The following is a 16,436-nucleotide window of genomic DNA, read 5'->3' as shown; positions in this document are numbered from 1 at the left end:
CTCCGGGACCTACGCCGTCCGCTCGCGAGGCCACCCCGTCCGCGACCGCTGGCGCTCCGCCTCCTCCGCGCGCGCGAGCCCCCGCTGGATGTCATTCCAATCCAACGTCCCCGCGAGCAGCCCGTCCTCGTCCACCACCGCGGCCATGGGCACGCGCGCCTCCGCCATCCTCCGGAGCGCCGCCCACCCGTCCTCGCGCAGGTCCGCCACCACTCCGTCCTCCATCGCGTCGCGAACCACGTAGCTTCCGCGCTGCGCCTCTGGCACCGCCTGCACCGCCGCCCACGTCACCCGCCCCACCGGCCGCCCCGTGCTCGTCACCGGCAACATGCTCACGTGCTCGTGACGCAGCGCCCAGTGCGCGTCCTGCATCGACAGGTCCAGGTCCACGCCCACCATCCGCGGCGTCATCAGCGCCTCCACCTGCACCTTCTCCAGTACTGCCTTCAGCCGCACCTGCCGCGACTCCCCTTCCGCCCCCATCAGCACGAAGAACGCCACCACCAGCGTGAACGGGTTCAGCGTCACCAGCCCCCACACGCCGAACAACACCGCGAACAGCCGCCCCAGCCCCGCCGCCACCTTCGTCGCCCGCACCAATCCCAGCCGGGGCGTCAGCGCCGCGCGCACGATGCGGCCTCCGTCCATGGGGAACGCCGGCAACAGGTTGAAGCCCCCCAGCACCGCGTTGAGCATCGCCAGCGTGAAGAGCGCGAACTGCACCTGGAACATCCCCAGGCCGTGCACCACCCACGTCAGCGCGCCCAGGAACGCCGCCAGCCCCAGGCTCGTCAGCGGGCCCACCAGCGCCATCAACGCCTCGTCCCGGGGACGCTTGGGCACCTCCGCCAGCTCCGACACACCGCCGACAATCATCAGCGTGATGCCGTGCACCTCGCCGCCATGCCGCAGCGCATAGAACGTGTGCGCCATCTCGTGCAGCAGCACCGACACGAACAGCCCCACCGCCACCGCCAGCCCCCACGCCCAGGGGTGCCCGCCCAGCGCGCCCGGCGGCACGTCCGCTGTCTCCGCCGCCCGCTGGAGCGCTCCGCCGAACGACAGCGCCAGGAGCGGCAACGCCACCAACAGGGAGACATGGACCCGGATGGGGACGCCCCGGAATGAGCCCACCTGCAGTGCTCCCGGCCTCGCGCGCATCGCCAGCCTCCCTGTGCCCGCCTCCCCACTGGAAGACGCCGTGTCGGAAATCCTGAACTTCCGTCCCGTCCCCGTCCCATGCACACCGGGCCCGGCCGTTCGCCCACCCCTCCAGGAGCAAGGGAAGCGCTGCCAGCGACGTCCAATCGTGTTAGAGCGCCCCCCATGGCCACGACCCCCGAGAACGATCCCTTGCGCGCACGGCTCCAGCAGATGGAGCAGCAGGCCGAGCAGGGCGGCGGCGCCGACCGCATCGCCAAGCAGCACGAGGCTGGCAAGCTCACGGCCCGCGAGCGCATCGACCTGCTGCTCGACCCCGGCTCCTTCAGCGAGCTGGACAAGTTCGTCACCCACCGCAGCCACGACTTCGGCATGGGCGACAAGAAGATCCTCGGCGACGGCGTCGTCACCGGCTACGGCACCGTCGAAGGCCGCCAGGTGTTCGTCTTCGCCCAGGACTTCACCGTCTTCGGCGGCTCGCTGTCCGGCGCCTACGCCCAGAAGATCTGCAAGATCATGGACCTGGCCACCCGCGTGGGCGCGCCCGTCATCGGGCTCAACGACTCCGGCGGCGCGCGCATCCAGGAAGGCGTGGAGAGCCTGGCCGGCTACGCGGACATCTTCCTGCGCAACACGCTGGCGTCCGGCGTCGTCCCCCAGATTTCGCTCATCCTGGGGCCGTGCGCGGGCGGCGCGGTGTACTCGCCCGCCATCACGGACTTCATCATGATGGTGAAGGACACGTCGTACATGTTCATCACCGGCCCGGACGTCATCAAGACGGTGACGCACGAAGAGGTCTCCAAGGAGTCCCTGGGCGGCGCGCTCACGCACAACCAGAAGTCCGGTGTCGCCCACTTCGCCGCGGAGAACGAGCAGGCCGCCATCGCCATGACGCGCGAGCTGCTCTCGTTCCTGCCCTCCAACAACCAGGAGGACCCGCCGTCCCAGCCGTGTGAGGACGACCCGTTCCGCGCCGAGGAGTCGCTCAAGTCCATTGTCCCGGCGAACCCGAACAAGCCCTACGACATCAAGGAGATCATCCGCGCCATCGTCGACTCGAAGCACTTCTTCGAGGTGCAGGAGCACTTCGCGAAGAACATCGTCGTCGGCTTCGCGCGCATGAACGGCAAGAGCGTGGGCATCGTCGCCAACCAGCCCGCGGTGCTCGCCGGCTGCCTGGACATCGACGCCAGCGTGAAGGCCGCGCGCTTCGTGCGCTTCTGCGACTGCTTCAACATCCCCCTGCTCACCCTGGTGGACGTGCCCGGCTTCCTCCCCGGCACCGACCAGGAGTGGGGCGGCATCATCACCCACGGCGCCAAGCTGCTCTACGCGTACGCGGAAGCCACCGTCCCGAAAATCACGCTCATCACCCGCAAGGCCTACGGCGGCGCGTACGACGTCATGGCGTCCAAGCACATCCGCGCGGACATCAACTACGCCTACCCCACCGCTGAAATCGCCGTGATGGGTCCCGAAGGCGCGGTGAACATCATCTTCCGCAACGAGCTGATCAAGGCCCAGGACGCCAACGCCGAGCGCAAGAAGCTCACGGACGACTACCGCGAGAAGTTCGCCAACCCGTTCAAGGCGGCGGAGCTGGGCTACATCGACGAGGTCATCCGTCCGGAGGAGACCCGCGCCAAGGTCATCCGCGCGCTGGAGATGCTCAAGGACAAGCGGCAGGAGAACCCGCCGCGCAAGCACGGCAACATCCCGCTGTAGAAGTAGTCCCCAGAAGGTCTGGAGCCCGCCCGCACGTCCCCTGTCGCCTGGGGGGCAGGCGGGCGTCGTCACTTCCGGAAATTCTCAGCTAACGCCGGGGCTTTCACGGGGCCACTCAAGGAGCCCCCCACGTGTCCCAGCAGCGCCGACTCGTTCTCTTCCTCTCCGACGTCGAAGGAAACCTCACCGCTCTGCGTCAGACGCTCAAGGGCGTGTGCGAGGGGCTGGACCTCCCCTGTCCCGAAGTGAAGTGGGTGGAGTCCCGTCCGGAAGCACTGGCTGACAGCGGCTGGCACGTCGCGGAGATCCCCCTCGTCTCCGGCAAGATGCCCGGCAAGGTGTCCTCCCCCGAGGAGCACCTGGACGCGATGACGCAGGCCCTCTCCAAGGACTTCCGCGACCGCTCCATGGGCATGTACGTGGACCGGGAGCACAGCTACGCACGCGTCTGCATGGCCGCCCCCAGCCGCCCACCCCGCGCCATGGAGGGCGAGTACCTGGACGTCCTGCGCCAGGCCGCGCGCTGGCTGGACGTGGAGACGACGGGGCTGGCCCGCCTCTTCAGCGGGAATGCCGCGCGCAACCTGCTGGCGGCCGCGGTGGACTTCGGGCCGGATGGCAAGCCCGTGGAGGCCCCCTCGCACCCCGCCCCGCCCCCGGAGCCGGACGAGGACGACCGCTACGTGGAGGCGAAGCTCGCCCAGGCGAAGCAGCTGATGGATGAGTACCTGAACCTGCGCAAGTAGGGACGGGCAATCCCGGGCGCCCCATGCTAGACGGGCGCCCATGCCCAAGATCCGCAAAGTGCTCGTCGCCAACCGCGGCGAGATCGCCATCCGGGTGATGCGCACCTGCAAGGACCTCGGCATCGCCACGGTGGCGGTGTACTCCGAAGCAGACCGCTCCGCGCTGCACGTGCGCACCGCGGACCAGGCCTACTTCGTCGGCCCCCCGCCCTCGCGCGAGAGCTACCTCGTGCAGGAGCGCATCCTGGAGGTCGCGAAGGAGTCCGGCGCGGACGCCATCCACCCCGGCTACGGCTTCCTCTCCGAGAACGCGTCCTTCGTGCGCGCCTGCGAGAAGGCCGGCATCATCTTCATCGGCCCGCCGGCCGCCGCCATGGACGCCATGGGCGAGAAGACCCGCGCCCGCGCCAACATGATCAAGGCGGGCGTGCCCGTCGTCCCCGGCACCACCGAGCCCATCGCCACCATCGAGGAAGCGCGCGAGTACGCGCAGCAGATTGGCTTCCCCATCATGCTCAAGGCCGCTGGCGGCGGCGGTGGCAAGGGCATGCGCCGCGTGGAGGGCCCGGCCGACTTCGACTCCGCGTGGCGCTCCGCCAAGAGCGAGGCGCTCAACGCCTTCGGCAACGACGCGGTCTACATCGAGAAGTACCTGGAGAAGCCCCACCACGTGGAGATCCAGGTGTTCGCCGACCAGTACGGCAACACCATCCACCTGAACGAGCGCGAGTGCTCCGCGCAGCGCCGTCACCAGAAGGTGGTGGAGGAGACGCCCAGCCCCATCCTCACGCCGGAGATGCGCGCGAAGATGGGCGAGGTCGCGGTGAAGGCGGCCAAGGCCGTCAACTACGTGGGCGCCGGGACGGTGGAGTTCCTGGTGGACGTGCACCGCAACTTCTACTTCCTGGAGATGAACACCCGCCTCCAGGTGGAGCACCCCGTCACCGAGTGGGTCACCGGCCTGGACCTGGTGGCCATGCAGATTCGCGCCGCGGAAGGGGAGAAGCTCCCCCTCTTCGAGGCCCCCACGCCGCGCGGTCACGCCATCGAAGTGCGCGTGTACGCGGAGGACCCGGCGCGCAACTTCATGCCCAGCCCCGGAAAGATCCACGCGCTGCGCGTGCCGAGCGGCCCGAACGTGCGCGACGACTCGGGCGTGTTCGCGGGCTTCACGGTGCCCAACTACTACGACCCCATGATTTCCAAGCTGTCCGTGTGGGGCGCCACGCGCGAGGAGGCCATCGCGCGGGCGAAGCGTGCGCTGTCCGAGTACGTGGTGAAGGGCATCACCACCAACATCCGCTACCTGCACGGCATCCTGTCCCACCCGGAGTTCGTGGGCGGGGACTACGACACCAGCTTCCTCACCCGCCATCACACGGCGCTGCTGGGCGAGGAGGACTCCAAGCTCAGCGAGGTGGCGCTGCTCGCGAGCACGCTGCACGCGTTCCAGCGCGACCAGAAGCGCGCGAAGACGCTGCCGTCGCGCACCGGTGGCGGTGACGCCCCTGGCCGCATCAGCCCGTGGCGTCTGGCGTTGAAGAGCCGCCGCCGCTGACCTGCTTCCTCCCGCAAGCCTCCGGAAGGACCTTTCCTCATGCGTTACTTCACGAAGCAGCAGGGCCAGAAGGAAGCGGTGCCGGTGGACCTGGAGTCACTGGGCCAGGACCGCTACCGGCTCACGGTGAACGGCCAGACGTTCCAGGTGGACGCGCTGTCCGTGGACCAGGGCACGCTGTCGCTCCTGGTGGACGGCCAGTCCTACAACGTCGAGTTCGAGGAGAACGGCGACGAGATTGGAACGTTGGTGCGCGGACAGGTGAACCGCACCGACGTCGCGGATGAGCGCAAGCTGCGCATGCGCGCCGCGGCCGGTAGCTTCTCCGTGGAGGGCCGTCAGGTCATCCTCGCGCCCATGCCCGGCAAGGTGGTGAAGGTGCTGGTCGCGGTCGGTGAGGAAGTGAAGGAGGGCCAGGGGCTCGTGGTCGTGGAGGCCATGAAGATGGAGAACGAGCTCAAGAGCCCCAAGGCCGGCAAGGTCACGGAGGTGTTCGCCAAGGAAGGCACCGCCGTGGAGAACAACGCCAAGCTCGTCGTCGTGGAGTAGCCGCCCCATGGAGATGCTCTGCACGCTGCGCAGCACCACCGAGTCGCAGCGCCAGTCCCTGCACCAGGCGCCCGAAGCGCTGGAGCCCTTCCTGGAGGACGAGGAGGACTTCGGCGACGCGAAGGGCGCATCGTTCCTGGAGCTGGACATCGGCGAGGCGTGGCACGGCCTCCAGTACCTGCTCACCGGCACGGCCTGGGAGGGCACGCCGCCCCTGGACTTCCTGGTCCGCGGCGGCGAGGACGTGGGCGACATCCCGTCGGATGAAGGCACCGCGCGCGTGTTCGACGTGGCCGCCGTGAAGGCGCTGGCGGAGGCGCTGAAGAAGGCCTCCGTGGAGGACCTGCGCAAGCGCTTCGACCCCGCGACGCTCCAGGCGGAGGACATCTACCCCGGCACCTGGGACGAGGAGGAGCCCGCGGAGGATGTGGATCCGCTGGAGGAGCTGCTCTCCTACTTCGTGGAGCTCCAGAAGTTCACCGCCGCCGTGGCGAAGCGCGGCCTGTGCCTGCTCGTGCACATCGGCTGAATCAGGCCGCCCAGCCCCGCCACACGTCGTACCCCAGCTTCAGCACCAGCGCGGCCACCACGCCGAGCACCACGACGCGCACCACCCGGTCGCCGCCCTTCACCGCCACGTGCGCGCCCAGCCACGCGCCGGTGAACTGCGCGGCGGCCATGGGCAGCGCCACCTTCCACAGCACCACGCCCCGGAGCGTGAAGAGCGCCACCGACGCCAGGTTGGAGGCGAAGTTCACCACCTTCGCGTCCGCGGACGCGCGCGCCAGGCCGTGGCCCAGCAGTGACGAGAACGCCACGATGAGGAAGGTGCCCGTGCCCGGACCGAAGAAGCCGTCATAGGTGCCAAGGCAGAGCGCGATGAGCGCGCCGATGGCCTGCGCGCGCGCCCGGGGTGAGGGCTCCACGCCGTCCTTCTTCGGCGGCGTGCGGCGGAAGGCGAGGAACACCGCCACCGCGATGAGCAGCACCAGCACCAGCGGCTTGAGCACCTCCGGCTTGAGCAGCAGCACCAGCGCCGCGCCGCCGAACGCGCCCATCAGGCCGAAGGGGAACGTCGCCCGGGCCAGCTTCCAATCCACCAGCCCCGCGCGCGCGAAGCGCACCATCGCCGCGCCCGAGCCGAACACGGACTGCCCCTTGTTGGTGCCCAGCGCCACGTGCGCGGGCAGGCCCGCCGCCAGGAGCGCGGGCAGGCTGATGAGCCCGCCGCCCCCCGCGATGGCGTCCACGAAGCCCGCGCTCAGCGCGGCGACACACAACAGCACCAGCTGTACTGCGCTGACGTCCATGTCCACGATGGCGCCCCGCTTATCACCCTTACTTGCGCGGGGTCGAAGCTTGGGGGTCAATGGGGTCCATGCTCGCGACCCTGATGACCGTGCTGGCGCTGACGCTCGCCGCGCCGCCCTCGACGCCTGACGCGACCACCGCCACGTGCCGCTCCATCGACGGGCACGTGTCCTGTGGCTATGCGTGCAAGTCGGATGGACAGCGCGTGCGGTGCGCCCAGACGCTCCAGGGCAAATGTACCGTCATCGACGGACAGGCCACCTGTTTCGACCCGCCGGCCTACGTTGTGAAGGCGTACGGCGCCGCGCTGCCGGACTCGGAGTGCAAGACCATCGACGGGGTGGTGGGCTGCGGGTACGGGTGCGCCACGGACTTCGGCAAGGTGCAGTGCGCGAAGACGCCCGCGGGCGCGTGCCGCAGCCAGGGTGGCAACGTGATGTGCTTCGACCCGCCCGCCGCGGTGTTCGCGGTGTTCGGCCGGCAGGTGCCGCGCGCGCAGTGCGTCAGCAACGGCGTGCAGATGGCGTGCGGCTACAACTGCGTGAACGCCTCCGAAGGGGTGCGCTGCGCGAAGTCGCCCCTGGGCGTGTGCAAGGCGCAGAACGGCCACCTCACCTGCTTCGACCCGTCGCCCGCGGCGCTCTGCGCGTGGGGCAAGGGCCTGCCGGCGCCCCAGTGCAAGCTGAGCGAGGTGGGCCCGGTGTGCGGCTTCAACTGCACCACGGCGTACGGCAAGGTGGCGTGCGCGGGGACCCCGGCGGGCATCTGCAAGGTCTTCGATAGCGAGGTGTACTGCTTCGACCCGCCCGCCGAGCAGCAGGCCGACGCGGCGTGTCTGGCCAACGTAGGGCTGGCGGCGATGGAGGGCGCCACGCCCTGAAACGCCCGTCCGGCCGCTCGTGTGCGGTCGTCTGCTTGGACGCGAGCCTGGGCGGCGATAAAATTCCATCTTCCCGGCGGTCCAGGGACTGGGAGCAGGACGGCACATGGCGGAGGGCGAGGTCCGGCAGTACTGGGTGCGGAACGATCGGGGCACCACCTGGGGGCCCCTGACGGGCGCGACCATCGAGCTGCTCATCGACAGCGGCTCCATCCAGGGCAAGATCCAGGTCTCCATCGATGGCCTGCAGTTCGCCTTCCCGTGGCGCTTCCCGGAGGTGCGGGACTCGTTCCCCCGGGAGCTGTGGGGCGACGGCGCGCCCGCGTCGCTGCTGCAATCCACGCCCGGGGCCATCGCTCCACCCCCACCCGGCCCTGCCGCGCCCGTCGCGGGTCCGGCCGCCGTGCCCATGGCGGGCCCTGGAATGGCCCCTGTCGCGGGTCCTGGCACCCGGCCGCCCATGGCGGGCCCTGGCGCGATGCGGCCCGGGCCTGGAGCCGTGCGTCCGCCCGTCGACGCGGCGGGACGTCCTGTCGCGGCCGCGCGGCCTCCGGGTCCTCCGGTCGCGGCGGCCCGTCCGGCGGGAGCACCTGGCGCGGGAGCGGCTCCGGCGGCGGCTCCGCAGGCACCGCCGTCTCCGGCGGATGACGGGACCAACACGGTGCCGCCGCAGGGGCAGCTCCAGCAGTGCTCGCCCCTGCAGCTGTATGGGCGCATCGCCGCGGGCGAGCAGACGGGCCTGCTGACGCTGGGGCTTTCGGACCGCACGCTGTCGGTCCACTTCCGCAAGGGCAGCCCGGAGTACGTGGACTCGTCGCACGCGGAGGACGCGCTGGGCGTGTCGCTGATGGGCGCGAGGCTCCTGACGGCGGAGCAGCTCCAGCAGGCGGAGGGCTCCAAGGAGCGCTTCGGAGGCGACCTGCTCGCGGCGCTGTTCGGGTTGGGGCTGCTCCAGCCGGCGACGGCGTTCACGCAGCTGGCGCAGCGGGCGCTGGGCATCCTGGGCAAGGCGCTGCGTGCGGAGTCCGGCACGTTCACCTTCGAGGCGCGGGACCTGCCCGCGCAGAAGGCGATGCCGCTGGGCAACCGCTGGGCGCTGATCAGCGACCAGGTGCGGCGCATGCCGACGGCGGACCTCAAGCGGCGGCTGGCCTTCGTGCTGCCCATGCCCATCATGAAGTCCGGGGGCAGGGTGGCCTCCAGCGAGCTGCGCCTGACGCCGCACGAGGTCCGCGCGCTCTCCTTCATCGACGGGGTGCGCTCGCTGGGGCAGCTGCTCCAGAACGTGCCGCAGGACACGGATCACCTGCTGCGCGTGGCGTTCCTGCTGAAGGAGCTGAACGGCGTCTCCTTCGCGTCGGCCTCGCGCGCGCAGACGGCGGCCTCCGGCCCCACGGCGGGCCCGGGCAACCCGACCCGTCCGTCCGGCACCGTCCCCACCGTGGGTGCGGGGAATCCGACCCGTCCATCCGGCACCGTGCCCACCGTGGGACCTGGAGCCACCGGCCCGGGTGCCGCGCCCGGAGCACCTGCCGCCGCGAGCGCCGGAACCAGACCCGGTGCGCCCGTCGCGGGTCCGGGTGCCGCGCCCGGTGCGCCTGTCGCCGGTCCAGGTGCCGCGCCCGGAGCACCTGCCGCCGCGAGCGCTGGAGCCAGACCCGGAGCGCCCGTCGCGGGTCCGGGTGCCGCGCCCGGTGCGCCTGTCGCCGGTCCAGGTGCCGCGCCCCGCCCCGCCGGTGCCGCCCCCGTGGCGGGTCCCGGTGCCGCGCGTCCGGCCGCCGCGCCCACGGCGGGCCCGGGTACGGCGCCCCGTCCCCCGGGTGCCCCTGCCGGAGCCGCCCCCACCGCGGGCCCGGGTGCGCGTCCCCCGGGTGCTCCCGCTGGAGCCGCTCCCGTGGCGGGTCCCGGTGCCGCCCGGCCCGCTCCGCCCGTCGTCGCCGCTCCGGCGGCCCCGGCCGCTTCGGGTCCCGCGCCCGGTTCGGACGAACTGCCCGCGCTGCGCCAGCTCGCCGCGACCCTGAAGGGCCAGAACCACTTCCAGCGGCTGGGCCTCACCGAACAGACCGAAGGCAGCGCGGTGAAGATCGCCTACTTCCGCCTGGCCAAGCTCTACCACCCGGACACCCTGCCCCAGGGCGCCCCGCCGGAGCTGGAGAAGCTCAAGGCGGAGGTGTTCGCGTACATCGGTGACGCCTACCGCGCCCTCTCCGACGACAAGAGCCGCGCGGCCTACATCGAGGAGCTCAAGAGCGGCGGCGGCGACGGCGTGGACATCCAGGCCATCCTCCAGGCGGAAGAGCTCTTCCAGAAGGCCTGCATCCTGGTGAAGGCGCGCAAGTACCCGGAGGCCGTGAAGATGCTCAACGAGGCCATTTCCCTCAACGCCGAGGAACCCGAGTTCTTCGCCTGGCGGGGCTATGCGCGCTTCCTCGCCGCCCCGGACAAGAAGGCCGCCCAGCCGGAGTCCTTCCGCGAAATCCAGGCCGCCATCAAACGCAACGAGCGGTGCGCCCCCGCCCACTACTTCCTGGGCGTCATCGCCAAGCTGTGCGGCGACGCGGCCGGGGCCCTCAAGCACTTCAAGCGGACGGTCGAGCTGCAACCGGACCACATTGATGCGATGCGAGAGGTCCGCATGGCGTCGCAAAAGAAGTAGGGTGCGCGCCTTTTCAAGGAGACACCCCCCATGCCCCTCACCGGGAAAGAACGCCGCCACCTGCGGGCCCTCGGCCACCACCTGGAGCCGGTGGTCATCGTCGGCTCGTCCGGCGTCACCGAGGGCGTCATCGCCGCCATCGAGCAGGCGCTGAACGACCACGAGCTCATCAAGGTGAAGATCAACGAAGGCCCGGAAGGCCGCCACGAAGGCGCCGACAGCATCGCCGAGGCCACCGGCTCGGAGCTCGCGCAGCTCCTGGGCCGCACCGCCCTCTTCTTCAAGCGCCGCAAGCAGAAGTCCCACTTCGAGGACATCCTCAAGGGCCCGCATGAGCCCCGTCCGGCCCCCAAGGCGGACGAAGAGAAGAAGCCGCGCCGCCGTTAGTCGCACCGTTTTCCAGAGGTCGCGGGGAATCCAGATTCACCCCCGCACTTTCTGCGGGTTCGAGGGCAGTCGGACCCTCGTACCGGGTTCGAAATGTCCCTACGCTGGGGGTCTTCCCCCCGCGGAGGTGACGTGCAGACTTCCTCGTCCTCCCCTTCAGCCTCCCCCGGCTGGCACGACGTGCTGATGCATCACCTGGAGCCGCTCCTGGGTGACTTCACCGCGAAGATGGCCATCCACACCGCTGCGTTGCGGGCCCTCAAGCGTCCACCGGAGCAGGTGGGCGTTCAGGACGTGCCGCAGGTGCTGGAGGGCCTCAAGCCCATGCTCAACGTCTTCATCGGCGCGGTGCGCACGACGAACACCCTCACGGAGATTTCGAAGGCCATGGAGAAGCTGCGATGAACGCCCCCCGTTCTTCCTCGGGTCGCGCCTTCAAGCGGATGGCGCCGTGGCTGGGCGCCGTCGTGGTGCTCCAACTGGTGCACCTGGCCGCGGTGGCCACGTCGTTCCAGGACGCGCCCCGGCTGGCGCTCGTGGGTGACGTGGCGGGCTGGACGGTGGGCCTGCTCGCGGTGGCGGGCACGGCGGCGGCGGCGCTGTCGTTCGGCTCGGGGGACTACCTGCGCCGCGTGTGGGGCCTGCTGACGGCGGGAGCGGTGCTGTCGCTGGTCAGCACGGCCCTGCGCAGCTACTGGATGCACGCGGTGCCGGACGTGCCCTTCACGGAGTCACCGCTGCTGCCCGTGCGCATGGGCGTGGTGGTGCTGGCGAACGTGTGCACGACGTTCGCGCTGGTGCTGCTGTCTCGGACCTACAAGCAGTCCGGTCTGCAGCCGCCGCCCAGCTCCCGCGCGTCGCTGCTGTGGGCGGTGGCGGCGGTGGCGGCGCTGGCGGTGGGTGGGCCGGCGCTCGTCACGGCGGTGGGCCACCTGGGCCAGGGCTTCGCGGCCACGTGCACGGCGGTCATCGCGCTGGCGTCCACGCTGGCGGACATGACGACCATCCTGCTCGTCGCGCCCATCCTCCGCGTCGCGTACATGCTGCGCGGTGGGCGGCTCGCGTGGGTGTGGTGGGCCATGGGCGTGTCCGGCGCGGTGTGGCTCTTTTACGACGCGCGCGAGTGGCTGGCGCCGCTGTTGCCCGGCAATCCCGCGGAGGCGGTGGAGCTGCTGCGCACGCTGCGCACCTCGGGGCTCGCGATGCTGGGGCTCGCCGGGTGGTTGCAGCGCTCTGCGCTCATGTCGGCCCAGCGCCAGTCCAGCCCGGGCGTCGTCGTCCCCACCGCCTGACACGGCCCGTCGCGTCGAGCTGACGCACGAGGCCACCACCGGCCCGCTCCGTCTTCCGGGGCGGGCCGTCGTGTTTCCAAGGGCACGGGGCTGGAGGAGACTGGGACTCCCCGTTCTCCTCACTGGAGGCTCCCCGCCCATGCGCTCTTTCCCGACGTCCCTGCTGTTGGCCACCTGTCTTCTGGCGGGATGCCGGACGGCGAGAGAAGCACCGGCGGCACAGGCGAAGGCGGACTGCGGCCCGGTGATTCCCGGCATGGAGGCGGTGCTCAAGCCCGCGGCCTTCGTCGTGTTGGGAGAGATTCACGGCACGCAGGAGGCTCCGGCCTTCGCGGCGCGGCTGGCGTGTCACGCGGCGGCGGCGGGACAGCCGGTGCGGCTGGCGTTGGAGCTCCCGGTGGAGGAGCAGGCGCGCCTGGACGCGTTCGTCGCGGGCGAATCCGAGGGGCCTCCCGACAGCGCCTTCTGGCGCCGCGAGGTGCAGGACGGCCGCAGCAGCGAAGCCATGCGGAGCCTGCTGGAGCGCGCGAGGGAGTTGAGGCACGTGGGGCTGCCGCTGCGGGTGGTGGCGTTCGACGCGGGTGGCAAGGACCGCGATGACACGATGGCGGCGCAGCTCCGTCAGGCGCGGAGCGAGGCGCGTGGAGACACCTTCATCGTGCTCGTGGGCAACCTGCACGCGCGCCGCGACGTGGGCGCGCCCTGGAACGAGAAGCTCCAGTTCATGACGCACCGGTTGCTCGAAGCGGAGCCCGGTCTGGTGTCGCTCGACCTGGCGAACACCGGGGGCTCCGCATGGATCTGCCGGGGCATGACGGCGGACACCTGTGGCCAGCAGTCCCTGCGAAGCCGGGGCGAAGCGCAGGCCCCGGGCATCACGCTCCAGAAGAACGCGGAGGATCCAGACGGCTACGACGGCACCTACGCCGTGGGAGCACTGAACGCCTCACCGCCCGCGTTCGGCGCCACGAGCACCGCGACGCCCGAGCCTCGCTGAGGCTCCGAACCAGGTGTCGTCCCGCCCACGCCCAGGCCATCGAGGAGTGGCCGACCTCCCACCGGGCGCGCTACATGCGCGGCTCCATCCTTTTTGGGCACGAGGAACCTGGAATGCTCGCACGCACCTGGCGCGGGGTAACGAAGGCGGAGGACGCCGACGCCTACCTCGCCTATCTCCACCAGACGGGCCTCACGCACTACCGGCGCACGCCGGGCAACCTGGCCGCGTACTGCCTGCGCAAGGTGACGGACGGACGCGCGGAGTTCCTCCTCGTCACGTTGTGGGAGTCCATGGACGCGGTGAAGCGCTTCGCGGGGGACTCGCCGGAGCGCGCCATCTTCTTCCCGGAGGATGACCGATACCTCATCGACCGGGACGTGCACGTCACCCACTACGAGGTCCCCTTCGCGGAAGGCCAGGCCTTCGAGCCCCAGCGGATCCGCTTCGACGACTTCCGGGTGGCGGGGCCCGCTGGCGACCTGCGGCTGGTGGACACCGGCGGTGGCGGCAAGGCGCTGCCCGTGGTCTTCGTGCACGGGCTCGCGGGCAACGCGTCCCACTGGCAGGCGCAGCTGGAGCACCTGGCCCGTCAGGGCCGCCGGGGCATCGCGCTGGAGCTGCGCGGCCACGGGTGCTCGACCGTGCCGGAGCCGGAGGACTACACGCTGGAGTCGCTCGCCGGGGACATCGCCGCCGTCGTGCGAGCGCTGGGGCTGCGCCGCTTCGTGCTGGTGGGGCACAGCATCAGCGGGGGCGTGACGCTGGCGTACGCGGGAGAGAACCCGCGGCAGGTGGCGGGGCTGTTCCTGGTGGATCCGATGACGGACTCGCGCCAGTACCCCGAGGAGCAGGTGGCCGCATACATCGCCTCGCTGGACGCGCCGGACGTGGCGCAGGCGGTGCGACAGGACTGGGCGCAGATGGCGGGGCCGCGCGCGGACGTGCGCGAGCGGTTGCTGGCGGACCTGGACGCGACGCCGCTGTCCGCCGTGACGGCCGTGCAGCGCTCCAGCCTGCGCTTCGACCTGACGGCGGCGCTCGCGCGCTACCCGGGGCCAAAGTTCTCGCTCGTCGCGCCGGACAACGACGCGCCGCACAGCCTCCACCGGCTGGGGGAAGGCGTGGCGCACCAGGTGGTGGAGGGCGCCGGCCACTGGATCCAACTGGACCATCCGGACGAGGTGAACGCCGCGCTGGACGCGTTCCTCACGAAGTCAGCACCAGCTTGACGAGCTCCGGGGGGCTGCCCAGCCGCATGGGTGGCCCCCAGAAGCCGCAGCCCCGGCTGACGTAGATGTGTGAATCGCCGTGCCGGTAGTGGCCAGCGGAGTGTTCCCAGCTCAGCCCGATGAGCGCCGTCATGGGGAAGAGCTGGCCGCCATGGGTGTGGCCAGAGATTTGAAGGTCCACGCCGCGCTCCGCGGCCACCTTGAAGTTGGCGGGCTGGTGCGCGAGCAGCACCGCGGCGCGCTCGGGGTCGCGGTCCGCGAGCGCCAGGTCCAGGTCATAGCCCTTCTGTCCCAGGCGCCGGCCGCCGTGCCAGTCGTCGACGCCGACCAGGTCGAACGCGCCGCCCGCGTCGCCCATGCGCACGTGCCGGTTGCGCAGCGAAGGAATGCCCATGGAGCCCAGGTGGGCCACCCAGTCCTCCGCGCCGGACGAATAGTCATGGTTGCCGGTGACGAAGAAGCTCCCGTAGCGAGCATGGAGGTTACCGAGCGCCGCGACGAAGCCGCCCAGCCGGGGCACGGTGCCATCCACCAGGTCACCGGTGATGGCGACCAGGTCCGGCTTGAGCGCATTGGCCCGCCGCACGAGTTCGTCCATGAAGCGCCGCTGGATGAAGGGGCCCACGTGCAGGTCGGTGAGCTGCACGATGCTGAAGCCGTCCAGCGAGCGGGGCAGCTTCGGAATGCGAACCACCACCTCCGTGACCTCCGGAGCAGTGAACGCGCGCCAGCTCCCATACCCCGCCAGTCCCCCACCCAGAGCGAGCGCCCCACCCGCGGTCGCCTGCGACAGGAAGCGCCGCCGTTCGGCATCCACGGAGGGCGCGGAGGGAGCAGGACGAAGCCGGCGTCCCAAAGCGAGCACGGCGCGTCCCAGGTCAACGCCCACGAGCCCGAGCACCAGGCACAGCGCCACGCCCATCCACGAATAGGACACCAGCTCCACGACGTCGCCAGGAGCCTCCGGGAGCGTGCGTTGCAGATACCGCCGCGCAATCAGCACGAGCGTCATGATGCCCAGCACGAGCGCGGCGACGAGCCGGGGCCCACGGCGGGACGTGAGGCTCCACACAAGCCGCCGGAACAGGTACAGGTGCCCGAGCGAGGCACCCAGCGCGATGAAGAGCGAGAACGGAGACAGCGGCATGGGCTCAAGCCTCCCGCGCCTCGTGCCCGCGCGCACCTGAATCCGTGCTCGGCCGGCCGCCCGCCATGAGTCGCTGCCCGGAAGCGGACGTCCTGCTCAGTACACTTGCGTCCAGAGATAGGAGCAATCCAGGGCCAAGGCTTCGAAGGGCTCGACCCTCACGGGCTCAGCATCCAGGGGGATGGCCCTTCGCACATAGCGCCCCGCCTCGAGTTGGAACAACTCCAGCATCCGGGACTCCCTCTCGAGGAACCAGACATGCGGAATTCCCGCGCGCGCGTACAGAGGCAACTTCAGCTCGCGATCCAGGACCTCCGTTTCAGGCGTCAGCAGCTCGCCCACCCAATCAGGCGTCAGAATGACGGGATCAGGATCCCAGATCCTTGGCGCCCGCTCCCGTCGCCAGCCAAGAAGGTCGGCGACCAGGATGTCGTCGCCAATGTTCACTTCCGCCTTGCGCGTGATGAACCAACCACCGGGCCCCTGCATCCTCTTGTCGAAGAACTGCATGACCTCCACCAACACGAAGGACAGCATGAAGGAGTCCTGCGGCTTGAGCAGAGGGCTCACGTACAGCTCGCCGTTGATGATTTCGCCCACCTTGGTTTCGGGCAGTGCATCCAGATCCGCGGTGGTCGCAGGCTTCTTTCCCATCACGCGCTCCCAATCCTCATCCAACATCCTGGGTTGTTCACAGAATCAGCAACCCTATACGTCCCAAGACGATTCCCCGTCCAATTCCCTGCCGCGCCTCCACGTGGTGGTTAAGAGGCCCGCGCTTCCTTCCATCTT

16 protein-coding genes are annotated in these 16,436 nt (G+C 70.5%); 12 read left to right on the top strand and 4 right to left on the bottom strand.

The genetic code is table 11. From position 1 onward, the window contains the following. Positions 1-9: 9 nt before the first annotated feature. Positions 10-1,161 carry a site-2 protease family protein gene (locus tag GTZ93_RS04845; RefSeq protein WP_139920406.1) on the bottom strand — a complete coding sequence of 384 codons (1,152 nt, stop codon included), beginning with the start codon at positions 1,159-1,161 and terminating at the stop codon, positions 10-12. Between the two features lie 165 nt (positions 1,162-1,326). On the opposite strand from GTZ93_RS04845, the gene GTZ93_RS04840 reads away from it, so the two are divergent. From GTZ93_RS04840 to GTZ93_RS04820, 5 genes are all read left to right on the top strand, one after another. After that, a complete protein-coding gene (locus tag GTZ93_RS04840) occupies positions 1,327-2,889 on the top strand; it encodes an acyl-CoA carboxylase subunit beta (RefSeq protein WP_121758491.1) in 1,563 nt (520 codons plus the stop codon). 131 nt (positions 2,890-3,020) lie between these two features. Next, positions 3,021-3,635, top strand: coding sequence for a hypothetical protein (locus GTZ93_RS04835; protein ID WP_161662652.1), 615 nt, complete (start codon positions 3,021-3,023; stop codon positions 3,633-3,635). A gap of 40 nt (positions 3,636-3,675) precedes the next feature. After that, the gene (gene accC / locus GTZ93_RS04830) at positions 3,676-5,193 is read left to right on the top strand and encodes an acetyl-CoA carboxylase biotin carboxylase subunit (RefSeq protein ID WP_139917746.1); all 1,518 of its coding nucleotides are present in this window, start codon (positions 3,676-3,678) and stop codon (positions 5,191-5,193) included. A 39-nt stretch (positions 5,194-5,232) separates the two neighbouring features. After that, positions 5,233-5,742 carry a biotin/lipoyl-containing protein gene (locus GTZ93_RS04825; protein ID WP_120580372.1) on the top strand — a complete coding sequence of 170 codons (510 nt, stop codon included), beginning with the start codon at positions 5,233-5,235 and terminating at the stop codon, positions 5,740-5,742. A gap of 7 nt (positions 5,743-5,749) precedes the next feature. Continuing rightward, complete coding sequence (locus GTZ93_RS04820) at positions 5,750-6,271, top strand: YfbM family protein (RefSeq protein WP_120580373.1); 522 nt, start codon at positions 5,750-5,752, stop codon at positions 6,269-6,271. A 1-nt stretch (position 6,272) separates the two neighbouring features. On the opposite strand, the gene GTZ93_RS04815 is transcribed toward GTZ93_RS04820, so the two are convergent. Beyond that, positions 6,273-7,052: a TSUP family transporter gene (locus GTZ93_RS04815; RefSeq protein WP_167547902.1), complete on the bottom strand. Its 780-nt coding sequence runs from the start codon at positions 7,050-7,052 to the stop codon at positions 6,273-6,275. 68 nt (positions 7,053-7,120) lie between these two features. On the opposite strand from GTZ93_RS04815, the gene GTZ93_RS04810 reads away from it, so the two are divergent. The 7 genes from GTZ93_RS04810 to GTZ93_RS04775 all read left to right on the top strand — a co-directional run bounded on the left by GTZ93_RS04810 (position 7,121) and on the right by GTZ93_RS04775 (position 14,497). Then, positions 7,121-7,933 (top strand): hypothetical protein, encoded by an 813-nt coding sequence (locus GTZ93_RS04810; RefSeq protein ID WP_126934123.1) that lies wholly within the window; start codon positions 7,121-7,123, stop codon positions 7,931-7,933. A gap of 106 nt (positions 7,934-8,039) precedes the next feature. Then, positions 8,040-10,589, top strand: a complete 2,550-nt coding sequence (locus tag GTZ93_RS04805) for a J domain-containing protein (RefSeq protein WP_161662651.1) — start codon at positions 8,040-8,042, stop codon at positions 10,587-10,589. Between the two features lie 30 nt (positions 10,590-10,619). After that, positions 10,620-10,976 (top strand): ribosome assembly RNA-binding protein YhbY, encoded by a 357-nt coding sequence (yhbY, locus tag GTZ93_RS04800; RefSeq protein WP_120580376.1) that lies wholly within the window; start codon positions 10,620-10,622, stop codon positions 10,974-10,976. A gap of 132 nt (positions 10,977-11,108) precedes the next feature. Beyond that, positions 11,109-11,381, top strand: coding sequence for a hypothetical protein (locus GTZ93_RS04795; RefSeq protein WP_233597397.1), 273 nt, complete (start codon positions 11,109-11,111; stop codon positions 11,379-11,381). Next, the gene (locus GTZ93_RS04790) at positions 11,378-12,268 is read left to right on the top strand and encodes a hypothetical protein (protein WP_139917752.1); all 891 of its coding nucleotides are present in this window, start codon (positions 11,378-11,380) and stop codon (positions 12,266-12,268) included. The genes GTZ93_RS04795 and GTZ93_RS04790 overlap by 4 nt, the downstream gene beginning before the upstream one ends. Before the next feature lie 139 nt (positions 12,269-12,407). Then, a complete protein-coding gene (locus tag GTZ93_RS04785; RefSeq protein WP_139917754.1) occupies positions 12,408-13,265 on the top strand; it encodes a hypothetical protein in 858 nt (285 codons plus the stop codon). Between the two features lie 113 nt (positions 13,266-13,378). Further along, a complete protein-coding gene (locus tag GTZ93_RS04775) occupies positions 13,379-14,497 on the top strand; it encodes an alpha/beta fold hydrolase (RefSeq protein WP_257979133.1) in 1,119 nt (372 codons plus the stop codon). On the opposite strand, the gene GTZ93_RS04770 is transcribed toward GTZ93_RS04775, so the two are convergent. Continuing rightward, entirely contained in the window at positions 14,475-15,644 is a 1,170-nt protein-coding gene (locus GTZ93_RS04770) for a metallophosphoesterase (RefSeq protein ID WP_139917756.1), read from the bottom strand. The genes GTZ93_RS04775 and GTZ93_RS04770 overlap by 23 nt on opposite strands. Positions 15,645-15,740: 96 nt before the next feature. Beyond that, positions 15,741-16,298, bottom strand: a complete 558-nt coding sequence (locus GTZ93_RS04765; RefSeq protein ID WP_139917782.1) for a Uma2 family endonuclease — start codon at positions 16,296-16,298, stop codon at positions 15,741-15,743. Positions 16,299-16,436 lie beyond the last annotated feature (138 nt).

It is taken from the genome of Corallococcus exiguus (assembly GCF_009909105.1).
Classification (GTDB): domain Bacteria; phylum Myxococcota; class Myxococcia; order Myxococcales; family Myxococcaceae; genus Corallococcus; species Corallococcus exiguus.
Note: the sequence above shows the minus strand (reverse complement) of the source record. Positions and strands in the feature narration are given on the sequence as shown.

Bases quoted from the DNA above. Each gene is read 5' to 3' on its own strand.
- GTZ93_RS04845 (WP_139920406.1), bottom strand. From the start codon at position 1,161: ATGCGCGCGAGGCCGGGAGCACTGCAGGTGGGCTCATTCCGGGGCGTC.
- GTZ93_RS04840 (WP_121758491.1), top strand. From the start codon at position 1,327: ATGGCCACGACCCCCGAGAACGATCCCTTGCGCGCACGGCTCCAGCAG.
- accC (WP_139917746.1), top strand. From the start codon at position 3,676: ATGCCCAAGATCCGCAAAGTGCTCGTCGCCAACCGCGGCGAGATCGCC.
- GTZ93_RS04825 (WP_120580372.1), top strand. From the start codon at position 5,233: ATGCGTTACTTCACGAAGCAGCAGGGCCAGAAGGAAGCGGTGCCGGTG.
- GTZ93_RS04820 (WP_120580373.1), top strand. From the start codon at position 5,750: ATGGAGATGCTCTGCACGCTGCGCAGCACCACCGAGTCGCAGCGCCAG.
- GTZ93_RS04815 (WP_167547902.1), bottom strand. From the start codon at position 7,052: ATGGACGTCAGCGCAGTACAGCTGGTGCTGTTGTGTGTCGCCGCGCTG.
- GTZ93_RS04810 (WP_126934123.1), top strand. From the start codon at position 7,121: ATGCTCGCGACCCTGATGACCGTGCTGGCGCTGACGCTCGCCGCGCCG.
- GTZ93_RS04805 (WP_161662651.1), top strand. From the start codon at position 8,040: ATGGCGGAGGGCGAGGTCCGGCAGTACTGGGTGCGGAACGATCGGGGC.
- yhbY (WP_120580376.1), top strand. From the start codon at position 10,620: ATGCCCCTCACCGGGAAAGAACGCCGCCACCTGCGGGCCCTCGGCCAC.
- GTZ93_RS04790 (WP_139917752.1), top strand. From the start codon at position 11,378: ATGAACGCCCCCCGTTCTTCCTCGGGTCGCGCCTTCAAGCGGATGGCG.
- GTZ93_RS04785 (WP_139917754.1), top strand. From the start codon at position 12,408: ATGCGCTCTTTCCCGACGTCCCTGCTGTTGGCCACCTGTCTTCTGGCG.
- GTZ93_RS04775 (WP_257979133.1), top strand. From the start codon at position 13,379: ATGCTCGCACGCACCTGGCGCGGGGTAACGAAGGCGGAGGACGCCGAC.
- GTZ93_RS04770 (WP_139917756.1), bottom strand. From the start codon at position 15,644: ATGCCGCTGTCTCCGTTCTCGCTCTTCATCGCGCTGGGTGCCTCGCTC.
- GTZ93_RS04765 (WP_139917782.1), bottom strand. From the start codon at position 16,298: ATGGGAAAGAAGCCTGCGACCACCGCGGATCTGGATGCACTGCCCGAA.